Consider the following 13,578-nt stretch of genomic DNA (forward strand, 5'->3'; position numbering starts at 1 on the left):
CAAGCTTTAAACCAACTTTTATCCATGATTACTTCTACCAAACGTTCAGATAAAATTAAACGCCTGCGCAATCCTCATTTCGACTCTTGAAAAAATTACAGTAGACAAACCAGCCTTCAACCCCGACAATCTCGTTCTTGAACGCAAAATAACCCCAGAGACTGCTGCTATGATGATGGCGCAATACCAATCGCTATTTAATACGCTGAGCCACACACCAGCTCTTGTGCTCTGCGCGACCCAACGTTTAGCAGCAAGCTTGCATTTTGCGTTTGCAGAGTATCAAGGCCAATCCAATCCCATTTGGCCAACCGCGTCTATCTTGGCGTTGAATACCTGGTTGGAACAAACTTGGAAAGAATGCCACGAAGTGGGCTTACTTCCCCCCAAACTTTTATTAACCCCTCATCAAACTTTGCATTTATGGCTAGATATTATTGCCAAATCCACGCATGCTCATGAATTAATACAACTCAATGAAACAGCAGAGCAAGCGCAAAGCGCGTGGCGTTTAATCGCCGATTGGCAAATCCCATTATCGACAATAGAAGCAGACAATATCGATTGCAGCGCCTTTTTAACCTGGGCTAACGCTTATCAACAATTATTAACACAACATCACTGGCAAGACCCCCATTGTCTTATCGCCGAATTACTCACCATTCCCAAAACGAAAACTTGGGTGAAACAAAACACCATTTATTTATGTGGATTTGATCAACTTTCACCCGCCCTAGAAAATGTAATACTCTACTGGCGATCGCTTGGTAAAACCGTCACAGAATTAAAATCCTCTCTCACTTCCACTCAATGTCAATCGCTGGCCTTTGTCGATAAACAACAGGAAATGCGCAGCATGGTGGCCTGGGCATTAAGCCAATTAGCCCGCGATCCTCATCAATCTCTTGCCTGCATTGTGCCAAATCTTGAAGATGAACGTGATGACTTATTACAACTGTTTCGTGAACAGCTGTGGAGTTTGCCCCCATCCACAAACTCACTAACCATCGATTTGGATGATTCTGCCCTCATGCCCGTTAATATTTCGGCAGGAAAAAATTTAGCAAGCTATCCACTGTGTAAAATAGCATTAACCTTATTAAATTTGCCTGATTCTGCGTTAACATTAACAAGCTTGCGTGAAATATTACTGAGTCCTTATCTAAAAGGTGCCCGATCAGAAGCTTTCACTCGTGCGAATTTAGACGCGCGCTTACGCGAATTAGAGTTAAATGAATTGCCTTATCAAAAAATTATTGATTACGCAAAGCAAGAAATCACTAACGACGATCATGTTTTTTCATATAGTCCCGAGTTTGCCGACTGTTTAGAACGCTACCAACACTTTCGTCGCAGCACACCTGTTCCCTCTCAACCACTCGATTTTATTGTTTATTGGCGAACCATCTTAACCTTGTGGGGATGGCCTGGTCTTCGTGAATTAAATTCTCATGAAAGCCAAACTGTCGAAAAATTTTATGAAGTTTTAAACGAATTTTCACAATTAGCAGGCCTGCAAAATAGTTTTACGCTAGAACGTGCTCAGGAAAAATTATGCTTAATGCTGAAAAAAACCGTATTCCAACCGAAATCGCATCCTAACCAAATTCAAGTATTAGGACTATTAGAAGCCAGTGGATTATATTTTGATCAGTGCTGGGTGATGGGAATGGATGATAAACAATGGCCAAGTCCCCCGCAACCCAACCCATTTTTACCTTTGCCATTACAACGCCAATGTCATATGCCACAATCCAGCAGTGAACGAGAATTTCATTTCGCTCAGCACATCACTCAACGCATTCAACACAGCGCGCCCACTGTTTATATCAGTTACCATCAACACGCTGATGATGAGCACTTACAATTAAGTCCCTTATTTTTGCATTGTGAGATTGGTAATCCCGAATTTTTTTTAGCGCCCTTAAGTTTTGCTGAAATTCAATTTTCTCAACAAACTATTGAAACGTTAACCGATGAACAAGCCCCACTCATGCAGGCGACAGAATTAGCCTCCATACGCGGAGGGGCGGGTCTGTTAAAATCGCAAGCCGTTTGCCCTTTTCAAGCATTCGCGCGCTATCGCTTACGAGCCACTGCGTTAAAAAATCCCAGTATAGGTTTAGATGCGCTAACCCGTGGTTCTATTCTTCATCGCGCATTAGAATTGATTTGGCAGAAATTATCGACTCAACAACAATTACTCGAATTATCGCCACAGCAATTACGCCCATTAATCCAAGATGCCGTTCAAAATGCGTTACGAGTAAAAGCGAATTTTTTACCCACTCATAGCGAACTTTATCAACTCGAATGTGAGCGAGTGACTCAACTTTTAATAGCATGGTGTGAGATTGAAAAAACGCATGAAGCATTTGTTGTTAAAGAAGTAGAAGCCGCTCGCACGATGACCATTAATTCATTGTCACTTAATTTAAAAGTCGATCGCATTGATCAATTAGCCGATGGTAGCACGCTAATTATTGATTATAAAACAGGGAAAACCTCATTTGCGGGGTGGTGTGATGCGAGATTATCTGAACCACAATTGCCATTATATTGTTTAATGGAAAACGCACAAGGCATAGCCTTTGCGCAAATTCGTTCCCAAGAAATGGCATTAAAGGGCATTTGTCGTTCGGCAAACTCCACCCCTGGAATAAAAATTCCTGCTGAAATTAAACATGAACACGGTGTTTGGAGCTGGGATGCATTATTACATCATTGGCAAACCACGTTGCATCACTTAGCAGAAGAATTTTTGCAAGGTATTGCACGAGTAGATCCAGTTGATGGTGAGAAAACCTGTCGTCTCTGCGATTTACAGCCTTTTTGCAGGATAACAGAACATGCTAAATGATCGCGCTCAACGTCAACAAGCCATTCAACCCCAGACTTCTTTTATTGTGCAAGCACCAGCGGGTTCCGGTAAAACCGAATTATTAACTCAACGCTTTTTAGTGCTATTAACGCAAGTACGACATCCTGAAGAAATTATTGCCCTCACTTTTACTCGTAAAGCCGCCGCAGAAATGCGTGAACGCATTTTAAACGCTTTACATCGAGGTCACACCACGGAAGAACCTCAAGAATCTCATGCCCGTCACACCTGGCAACTTGCTCAAAAAGCGTTAGCCCAGGATAACGCTTGGCAATGGAACTTATTAAATAATCCCAATCGTTTACGTATTTTAACCATCGATGCTTTATGCGCAAGTTTAGTAAGACAAATGCCTTTGCTCTCGCAAATGGGCGCAAGTCCAGTGATTGGAGAACACGGCGATAATTTATATCAACACGCTGCAGAATTATTGTTGCAATCGCTTGAAGAAGATGAAACGGTGCAACCGGCATTGCGACAACTTTTACAACATTTAGATAATAATTATCAACAAGTCTGTGAATTGTTAATAGCCATGCTGAAGTGCCGCGAACAATGGTTAAATTATTTAGTTGGGATAAACGATCCGCACGATTTGCGCTATCACTTGCAAGGCACACTGAAAAAAATTAATCAACAGCTCTTAATCACCATTGCCAAGCTTATCACGCCAGATGAAAAAACAGAGTTAATGGCACTTCTCGATTATGCCGCGCACAATTTAATGTTAAGCAATAGTGATTCCATCATTAAAGCAGGATATTCACGGACTTTTAATCAAGATTTGGAAAATAATAAAATTATTTGGCGTGCGCTAGCGACGTTGTTGTTAACGCAAAGCGGAGAATTTCGTCGTCGTGTTGATAAAACTATAGGTTTTCCGGCAACTAAAAATCCAATGGAAGTTGCGATGAAGCAGCGTATGCAAGAGTTATTAGCACACTTACAGACGCGCGATGATTTGCGTGAACAACTGCAACAACTCTTAAACTTACCTCCACTCAGTTACAACGACAAGCAATGGGAAATTCTTAATAGTTTATTCATTATTCTTCCCAGGCTTGCCGCCTTACTGATTATCACGTTTCAAGAAGTCGGTGAAGTTGATTTTACTGAAATTACTACACGAGCTTTACGTGCACTAGGAGATGAAGAAAATCCCACCGATCTTGCCTTAAGTTTAGATTATCGCATTCAACATATTTTAGTCGATGAATTTCAAGATACCTCGATCACGCAATTTCGTTTATTAGAGCAATTAACTCGTGGCTGGGAAGCTGCAGATGGGCGAACTTTATTTTTAGTCGGCGATCCCATGCAATCAATTTATCGTTTTCGGCAAGCGGAAGTAGGATTATTTTTACGAGCACGCGAACGCGGTATGGGGAATATTCATCTGCAATCTCTAACGCTGACAGAAAATTTTCGCTCACAGGCCAATATTGTGAATTGGGTTAATCATCATTTTCAACGTATTTTTCCTGCACGCGAAGATTTGACGCTAGGCGCTATCCGTTATAGTCCATCCAGCGCCTTTCATCCACAAAGCACTGAGCACGTTAATTTACATCCCTTATTAGCAGCAGAGACCAGCGCACAAACCTCCGCTTTACTTGATTTAATCCAAACACTTCGTGCGCGCGATCCTAAAGGCACTATTGCGATTTTAGTGCGTGCCCGCCATCACATCATGGATCTATTACCGGCATTGCGAACGGCAAAAATAAATTATCGTGCAGTGGATATTGAATCATTAAGTCAAAGCTCTATTATCCAAGATTTATTAGCACTGACGCGCGCTTTAGTGCATCCCGCCGATCGCATTGCTTGGCTTGCGATATTACGCGCACCGTGGTGTGGTTTAACGCTCGCCGATTGCCATGCACTTGCCAGTGAAGAAATTCAATTATGTTTATGGGAACGCATTCAACAGTATTCAACCATTCCTTCATTAAGCCAAGATGGCCAAAAACGTTTAGAAAAAATAATAGGTGTTTTATCACTAAGTCTGCAACAACGCGGACGTCAATCCTTACCACAACTGGTACGCAATACCTGGTTGGCCTTAGGTGGGCCTGCCTGTTTAAATCAAGCCAGTGAACTTGCCGACAGCGAGGTTTTTTTTGCAGCACTCAAACAATTAAGTTTTGATCAATTTAGTTTAGAATCACTTGAAAAAAATATTGATTATTTATTCGCAAATCCCGATCCTAACGCGGATGGTTCTTTACAAATCATGACCATGCACAAAGCCAAAGGTTTAGAGTTCGATCACGTCATTTTACCTGCACTTGAACGAAAAGCTGCTAATAATGAACCGAGTTTATTATTGTGGGAAGAATATACTCAACTCGATTCTGAATTATCACAATTATTATTAGCACCAATTCGAGCAAGTGATCAAGATTGTGATCCGCTTTATCAATATTTACTCACCCGCGAAAAAAATAAATTAGCCTATGAAACCGCACGCTTATTTTATGTCGCATGCACGCGCGCTAAAAAATCATTACACTTAATGTATCATAATCATTTCTCAGAAAATGAAGTAAAAGCACCCAGTAATAGTAGTTTGTTAGCACTCTTATGGCCGTATATTCACGAACAAACCCAACACTTATTGGCACAACAATCACCCACACATAATCATCTTGCTGCCGGTGCGGCGCCTAAATATTTACGTCGGTTAAGTTTAGCCTATGAATTGCCGAAAATGACATTCAACTCGATAACGGCTGAATCTCAATCCATGCTTGATCCTGAAATTAATCCCCTCAACGCAGTTCAGCCATTAGCAATCACAGAATACGATAATCCGCTAGCGCGTCACCTCGGTATTGTCTTGCATCGCATGCTCTGTCAAATTGCAGAAGGACAATTAACAATAGACACTATTATTACTGAAGAGATGCGCTGGAAATTCATTTTGCAACAACAGGGGATACCGCAACAAGCACTCATCCCAGCGTATCAAAAACTCATTACGGCATTAGAGCGGATATTTGCCGATCGGCGTGGGCTATGGATATTCAATCCCAATCATCCACTCGCCGTAAATGAGTTTGCCCTCACCCTAAAAACTAGAAATGGAGTTAAAACGTTAATTATTGATCGCAGTTTTGTCGATGAAGACAATAAACGTTGGATTATAGATTATAAATCCTCTGAACCTGCACCTAAACAAGATCTCAATGAATTTTTACAACAAGAATTTATTCGCTACCGTCAACAGCTCGAACAATATGCTCGTGCCTTTCAGCAACTCGATAGCAGAAAAATTCATTTGGGATTATACTTTCCTATGATTTCAGCTTGGCACGAATGGGAGTATCAACCATGAAAGTAAATTTACAAGGAAAACTCATAGTCGCTATTTCCTCACGCGCATTATTCGATTTAAGCGAGAGTAACCAAGTCTGGGAAGAACAAGGCGAGCTTGCTTATCAACAATATCAAATTGACAACGAAGATAATATTTTACAACCGGGTCCTGCCTTTCCCATCGTGAAAAAATTATTAGGTTTAAAACAAGCGAATCAGCAAGAATCATTAGTAGAAGTTATTTTATTATCGCGTAACAGTGCCGATACCGGTTTACGAATTTTTAATAGCATTCAATCTCATCAGCTTAATATTAGCCGTGCTGCCTTTACACGTGGTCAAAGTCCTTATGGTTATGCTCGTGCGTTTGGCGCACATTTATTTTTATCGGCCAATATTCAGGATGTGCAAAATGCTATTGATCATGGTATTGCCGCTGCCACCATGGTTTCTGCAACACCCTTTAATACGCTCTCAAATCAATTACGGATTGCTTTCGATGGCGATGCCGTGATTTTTTCTGATGAAGCAGAGCGTATTTTTCAGCATCACGATTTAAAAACCTTTCAACAAACCGAACAAGCTTGTGCCAAAACTCCGTTAGGTGATGGACCGTTTAAATTATTTTTAGAAACTCTACATCAACTGCAACAAACCTTTAATCCCGATGATTGCCCTATTCGCACCGCATTAATCACTGCTCGCAACGCACCTGCGCATGAGCGAGCAATTCGTACCTTGCGGGCGTGGAATATTCGTACCGATGAAGCAATTTTTTTAGGTGGCATGGAAAAAACCTTATTTTTAAAAGAATTCGGCGCCGATATTTTTTTTGATGATCAAACCACCCACTGCGAAAAAGCCAGTCAAGTCGTGGCCACAGGCCATGTTCCTCATGGTGTAGTCAATGAATTGCTATGAATTCATTTTGCCGATAAGTTTAATACCTCTGTTTTACCCCAGTCCTTGGCATTTGCACTGATTTTAATGTACTGGCCATTACGCCAACGTGTTAATAAATCATCGTAATGCGGACTGAAAATATTGCCTGACTCCCCCGGCGTTACCATAAATAAGCTTTGATTTAAATCCGCGAAATTAATAATTTGTCGATACCCTGCGCCATGATAATGCACGAAATGATCAAAATAATAACTCCCGGGATCAAGGGTATAAAAGCCACCACCCGTACTAATATGTCGATTGAAAAACCAACCTAAAATTGCATTTTCACCCAATCCCATTTCTTTAAACTCGGCTGAGTGTACGCTTCCCCACTGCCAACTCATGAGATGATTTCCGTAATGTTGACGCAGATCTCCTAGCGCTTTAACAAATGTTTTTTGCAAATAGGCATCACAGGTAGAGTGATGAGGTAGGCGACAATATTCACCGTTATCATTTAATTGTTGCAAAATAAATAAGGGTTCTTGCCATGCGCCTGCTGATGAATAACGATTTTCTGCCATATGAATTAATTGTTCATACCATGCAGCGTAAATTGTTGCAGCAACACTTTTACGATCCATCGTGCCAGACCACTGCTGTAATTCTGTTAATGCCATGCGTTGATAACTGTCTTGGGGTTTAAGTTGATTTAAATGCGGTTTTAACGCAAGCCAAAATAAATTTAATTTATCATTTTGCATGACTTTCATTAATGAAACTGAGGCTGGCTTTTGCTGTGAAATTAAATCAATAATTCGTTGAATACGATAGGGGGTATGATACCAACGAAAAGATAAATAATAAGGATAATCATCCGGTGCAGGTTTATTATTTGCTGAAGCTAAAAAATTTTCTTGAGGATTATAAACGTGAGGCAATTGCTTGAAAGGAATAACACCTTGCCATTGACAGGACTCGCTTGCCAAAATAGGTAAGCTTGGATCGCAACCTTGACGAATAGGAATATTTCCCCCTAGATAATAACCAATATTACCCTCTTTATCGGCATAAACAAAATTTTGCGCCGGTGCATTGTAATGCGAAAGTGCCTCGGTAAACATAGCCCAATTTTTCGCATGATCAATCTTATAAAATGCCAAAGCGGTATCATCCTCATCCGCTAAGGCCGTCCATTTTATGGCAATTTTTTTCTGGGGAAATGGTAGTGTAATCACATTAGAAATCACAGGCCCATATTGTGATACTTCCGTTATAAAATTAATTGGATTATGACCTTTTATCTTAATTTCCTCATGGTGCTGAGTTATTTTTTCCTGCGCTTTTAACATAAATAAATCTTGTGTATCTGAATTTGAATTAGTGACTCCCCAGGCAATATGATCATTGCGCCCAATAATGACACCAGGCAAACCAGGCAACGTCGCACCCATGACATGCAAATTAGGCGCTTTAATTTCCGCTAAGTACCATAACGCGGGAATTTGAAAACCAAGGTGAGGATCGTTGGCTAATAAAGGTAAATGAGAAACCGTCATTTTTCCATTGAGCACCCAATTATTCGAACCTTTACTCGGCGCATCGGTAAATCCTAATTGATTTTTAATTTCATGAATAGTTTTTTCTAGCGTTGCTAAATTACTACGTAGCTGAAATAACTCAGATTGCTTCATGTAGGGTTTTTTAAGCTGATTTGAAATTAATTGGCTTTGAATTAAATCTTGCACGGATAAAATGGTGGGAGCTTGTTTAGGATAGGGTGGTAATAAAATTGGGATCTGCTGTGGGTTAAGTTGAGTTTGAATTAAGTAATTTTTAATTTTACGCGTCCATGAATCGTCTAAATCAAACGCCATCATTTTCGCCCAAGCAAGACTATCAACGGGTGTCCATGCGCGCGGCTTAACTCTTAAAATTTTATATTCGATGGGTAATTTCTCGGTCTGTAAAAACGCATTCACTCCTGCAGCATAATGTTGCAAAACTGTTTTAAATTCAGGCGTGCTATGTGCGTAAGCTTGCTCTGCCGCATGATAAAATTGCCATGTTCGTAAAAATTCATCTTTCTTTAACGTGGCAAGACCAAAATACTCACTTAAACTGCCTTGAGCAATATGGCGTTGCATGTCCATTTGCCAAAAACGATCTTGTGCCTGTACAAATCCTAACGCATAATAAGCGTCTAATTCATTTTGCGAGGCATAAATGTGAGGAATGCCATATTGATCGCGAGTAATCGTTACTTTACCGATTAAACCTGGAACGCTTAGCGTACCAGAAAAAGAATTACGCGTGCTCAGATCTAAATATAAATAAAATCCAATTAATATGAGTAATAGACTGAATAAAACAATCCCTACTAAACGGATTACTTTTCTCATCATCATCCTTAAATCAGGGTTAAAAAGTGATTAAGAGTATATACTATTTTTAATTATCTTTAACATATTATGTTATTTACCACGCCTTTACGCAATCTTTCACTAAACGTACTCCGGTAAAAATCAAGCCCGTATAAAGTTGCACTAAAGCACAGCCCAAATCATGCATTTTTTTGGCATCCGCGCCTTGCAAAATTCCACCGACGCCAATCACTGGAATGTGCCCTTTTAATTCTTTAATGATAGTTTCAATCACCCATAATGATTTTGCTTGCAATACTTTTCCACTCAATCCACCTGGAATGGTTGCATACTGTAAAGCGTTATCGGCGAGTACACTCCGATCTAAAGTAGTATTCGTGGCAATTACGCCATCTATATCAAACATTAGAAATTGTTTTGCCAGCCACTGAATTTCCGCTGGGGTTAAATCGGGAGAAATTTTTACTACTAAAGGAATGCTTTTATGATACTGACCCGCAAGCTCTTTGCGCTTTTGGGTTAACTTTTCTAACAATGCCGTTAAATAATCGCCGTATTGCAGCTCGCGCAAGCCTTCCGTATTCGGAGAAGAAATATTAATGGTAATGTAATTTGCATAGGGGTAAACACGCTCTAAACACGTGGCATAATCCACAGTGGCTTGCTCATTCGGCGTTGATTTATTTTTTCCAATATTAATGCCTAAAATTCCCGTATATTGTGCTTGTTGAATATGAGAAATTAATTCTTCAACGCCTTGATTATTAAATCCCATACAATTAATTAACGAACTTTCTTGGATTAAACGATGCAAACGCGGCTGAGGATTTCCAGGTTGTGCAAGCGGGGTCACCGTGCCCACCTCTAAAAAACCAAAACCAAGTCGCGCTAAACAATCAAGATATTCTGCATTTTTATCGAACCCTGCGGCGAGACCGATGGGGTTTGGAAATTGTAATCCCAAAATATTCACTGGCTTTACCTGTTTATTGGCAAATAAAGCCGTTAAACCAAATAAATTAGCTAGTTTTAATAAATTAATTGCCAGATGATGGCTGCGTTCAGCGTCCAATTGAAACAAGCATTTTTTTAGCAATCCGTGCAAACCATCACCTTATCTGTAGACATTAAACGTTACAATCATGCTCGAGTATAGCAAAAGCTCTGTATAAACAAAATCTCCAACCACATGATATGACAGTTGCGTTGCACGAATTATCTTACTATGATGAGCACAGTTATTAACTAGGAAACTGCCGCACATGTATCAATCACTGCACTTTGATTTACCCGAAACGACTGTCATGTTACGCGATACCATTCACCAATTTGCCCAAAAAGAAATTGCACCACGCGCCAACGCTATTGATCACAGTAATGAATTTCCCCGAGATTTATGGCCGAAGTTAGGCGAATTAGGTTTACTCGGAATTACGGTTGAAGAACAATATGGCGGTTCTGCAATGGGTTATCTCGATCACGTCATTGCCATGGAAGAAATTTCGCGAGCCAGTGCTTCTGTTGCATTAAGCTATGGAGCGCACTCAAATTTATGCGTGAACCAATTGCGTCGCAATGGCAATGAAAGGCAAAAAAAATACTATCTCCCCAAATTAATTAGCGGTGAACACGTAGGTGCCTTAGCCATGAGTGAAGCAGGCTCAGGTTCTGATGTCGTCAGCATGCGCTTATTTGCCGAAAAACACGGTGATCACTATGTGCTAAATGGCACTAAAATGTGGATCACCAATGGCCCGGATGCCGAGGTATTGATTGTTTATGCGAAAACGGCTAAAGATGCGGGTAGTAAAGGAATTAGTGCGTTTATTATTGAAAAAGATTTTCCTGGATTTTCTACGGCACAAAAACTCGATAAATTAGGTATGCGTGGCTCTAATACCTGTGAATTAGTGTTTGAAAATTGCAAAGTCCCCGCCGAAAATTTACTTGGTGAAGAGCACCAGGGTGTAAAAATTTTAATGAGTGGTTTAGATTACGAACGCGTCGTGTTAGCAGCAGGTCCTGTGGGGATCATGCAAGCCTGTCTTGATGTGGTACTCCCTTATTTACACGAGCGCAAACAATTTGGCCAAGCGATTGGCGAATTTCAATTTATGCAAGGTAAAATTGCGGACATGTATACCACGCTCAATGCTTCTCGCGCCTATTTATATAGCGTCGCGAAAGCCTGCGATCGCGGTGAAACGACTCGCAAAGATGCCGCGGGTGCTATTTTATTTTGCGCGGAAAATGCCACCCAAATGGCACTCGATGCTATTCAATGTCTCGGTGGCAATGGTTACATTAACGAATACCCCACTGGACGATTATTACGAGATGCGAAATTATATGAAATTGGCGCAGGCACTTCAGAAATTCGCCGCATGTTAATCGGTCGCGAATTATTTAACGAAACACGGTAAATGAGGAAACTATGATGTCAGAAAAAATTGTGATCACCGCTATTGCACGCACCCCGATGGGTGGTATGTTAGGCAGTTTAAAAGATGTCAATGCACCTGAACTCGGCAGCGTTGCCATTAAAGTGGCTCTAGAGCGCTCCAAATTAACCTCCACCGATCCTGAAGCTGTTATTATGGGTTGTGTATTATCCGCAGGATTAGGTCAAGCTCCGGCGCGTCAAGCGGCATTAAAAGCGGAATTATCGCAACACATCGATTGCACCACCATTAATAAAATGTGTGGCTCTGGCATGAAAGCCGTGATGTTCGCGCACGATTTATTACAAGCTGGCACGCATTCCATTATGATTGCCGGTGGTTTAGAAAGCATGAGCAATGCACCTTATTTATTGGCAAAAGGCCGTGCGGGTTATCGTTTGGGTCATGGCCAATTATTAGATTCCATGTTTTACGATGGTTTAGAAGATGCCTATGAAAAAGGCACCTTAATGGGCGTCTACGCCGATCGCACCGCACAGAAATATCAATTCACGCGTGAACAACAAGATGAATTTGCCATGACTTCCTTAAAACGCGCGCAAGCCGCCATTGAACAAGGTCGTTTTAAAGCAGAAATTGCCCCGGTTAGTGTCGTAAGTCGCACCGGCACCACAATTGTCGACACCGATGAACAACCGTTGAATGCTAAAATTGAAAAAATTCCCCAATTAAAACCGGCTTTTGGTAAAGATGGCACGGTGACTGCCGCCAATTCCAGTTCTATTTCCGATGGCGCAGCCGCTCTGGTATTAATGACTGAAAGCGAAGCAAAACGTCGCGGCATTCAACCTATCGCTATCATTCAAGGACACGCCACATTTTCGCAGGATCCAGCATGGTTCACCACCGCTCCAGTTGGCGCGATGAAACAACTCTTTACTAAAACACACTGGAATAAAGACGAGGTCGATTTATTTGAAATTAACGAAGCCTTTGCTGTTGTCACAATGGCCGCCATGCACGATTTAGAATTACCTCATGCTAAAGTCAATATTCATGGTGGTGCCTGTGCGCTCGGTCATCCTATTGGCGCATCGGGTGCGAGAATTTTAGTGACATTAATTTCAGCCTTACAAACCCAACAAAAAAAGCGCGGTGTTGCTGCGTTGTGTATTGGGGGTGGAGAAGCAACTGCTATGGCCATCGAGTTGGTATAAAGACACTCGCCCTTCACGCTGCGAGTGTCATCATGAAGGGCGACGGATAAACTTGATACTCAAACTCATGAGCCTGCAGTAATTGTTACCATTGCTTAAATTTACTGTTCACTTTTTTCTATCCACGTGGAAATCGTTTGTAATAATACTTTGCTATCAAAAGGTTTTTCTAAATAATCATTAATTCCCAGTTCGTCAGCTTGAAAACGCGGTTCTAATTGTTTATTTGCCGTGATAATAATAATGGGGGTGCGTAAATGATCGGGCAAGGCGCGTAATTCTTTAGCCACATTGAGTCCACCACCGTTTGGCATGGTTAAATCTAATAAAACGATTGCCGGCTTTTCTTCGATAATTAATTCTAAACCATGAATAGGGTCTAAGGCGGATAATACTTCATAACCTGCGGCTCGCAAACGTAGGCTAAGCGCACACACGATTTTTTCATCATCATCAATAATCACAACCTTGTTATTCATCGCACACCT

The 13,578-nt window shown here is 41.0% G+C and carries 8 protein-coding genes; 5 read left to right on the plus strand and 3 right to left on the minus strand.

Annotated elements, in window-relative coordinates; translation table 11 throughout:
- The first annotated feature begins 169 nt into the window (after positions 1–169).
- From KIT27_04270 to KIT27_04280, 3 genes are read left to right on the plus strand one after another with little or no spacing between them, the layout of a single operon-like run.
- Complete coding sequence (locus KIT27_04270) at positions 170–2,860, plus strand: PD-(D/E)XK nuclease family protein (GenBank protein ID MCW5588860.1); 2,691 nt, start codon at positions 170–172, stop codon at positions 2,858–2,860.
- On the plus strand, positions 2,850–6,221 hold the full coding sequence (locus tag KIT27_04275) for a UvrD-helicase domain-containing protein (protein MCW5588861.1): 3,372 nt from the start codon (positions 2,850–2,852) through the stop codon (positions 6,219–6,221). Before KIT27_04270 ends, KIT27_04275 begins: the two co-directional genes overlap by 11 nt.
- Positions 6,218–7,123, plus strand: a complete 906-nt coding sequence (locus tag KIT27_04280) for a 5'-nucleotidase (protein ID MCW5588862.1) — start codon at positions 6,218–6,220, stop codon at positions 7,121–7,123. The genes KIT27_04275 and KIT27_04280 overlap by 4 nt, the downstream gene beginning before the upstream one ends.
- Positions 7,124–7,125: 2 nt before the next feature.
- Here KIT27_04280 and KIT27_04285 read toward each other — a convergent pair whose 3' ends face one another.
- Together KIT27_04285 and pyrD are read right to left on the minus strand one after the other, a co-directional pair.
- Positions 7,126–9,489 carry a penicillin acylase family protein gene (locus tag KIT27_04285; GenBank protein MCW5588863.1) on the minus strand — a complete coding sequence of 788 codons (2,364 nt, stop codon included), beginning with the start codon at positions 9,487–9,489 and terminating at the stop codon, positions 7,126–7,128.
- 76 nt (positions 9,490–9,565) lie between these two features.
- On the minus strand, positions 9,566–10,576 hold the full coding sequence (gene pyrD / locus KIT27_04290; GenBank protein MCW5588864.1) for a quinone-dependent dihydroorotate dehydrogenase: 1,011 nt from the start codon (positions 10,574–10,576) through the stop codon (positions 9,566–9,568).
- Between the two features lie 157 nt (positions 10,577–10,733).
- Here pyrD and KIT27_04295 point away from each other — a divergent pair, with 157 nt between their 5' ends.
- Together KIT27_04295 and KIT27_04300 are read left to right on the plus strand one after the other, a co-directional pair.
- Positions 10,734–11,894 carry an isovaleryl-CoA dehydrogenase gene (locus tag KIT27_04295; protein MCW5588865.1) on the plus strand — a complete coding sequence of 387 codons (1,161 nt, stop codon included), beginning with the start codon at positions 10,734–10,736 and terminating at the stop codon, positions 11,892–11,894.
- A 14-nt stretch (positions 11,895–11,908) separates the two neighbouring features.
- On the plus strand, positions 11,909–13,090 hold the full coding sequence (locus KIT27_04300) for an acetyl-CoA C-acyltransferase (protein ID MCW5588866.1): 1,182 nt from the start codon (positions 11,909–11,911) through the stop codon (positions 13,088–13,090).
- Between the two features lie 101 nt (positions 13,091–13,191).
- On the opposite strand, the gene KIT27_04305 is transcribed toward KIT27_04300, so the two are convergent.
- Positions 13,192–13,569: a response regulator gene (locus tag KIT27_04305; GenBank protein MCW5588867.1), complete on the minus strand. Its 378-nt coding sequence runs from the start codon at positions 13,567–13,569 to the stop codon at positions 13,192–13,194.
- Between the last annotated feature and the right edge of the window lie 9 nt (positions 13,570–13,578).

This window comes from Legionellales bacterium, assembly GCA_026125385.1.
Taxonomy (GTDB): Bacteria; Pseudomonadota; Gammaproteobacteria; order JAHCLG01; family JAHCLG01; genus JAHCLG01.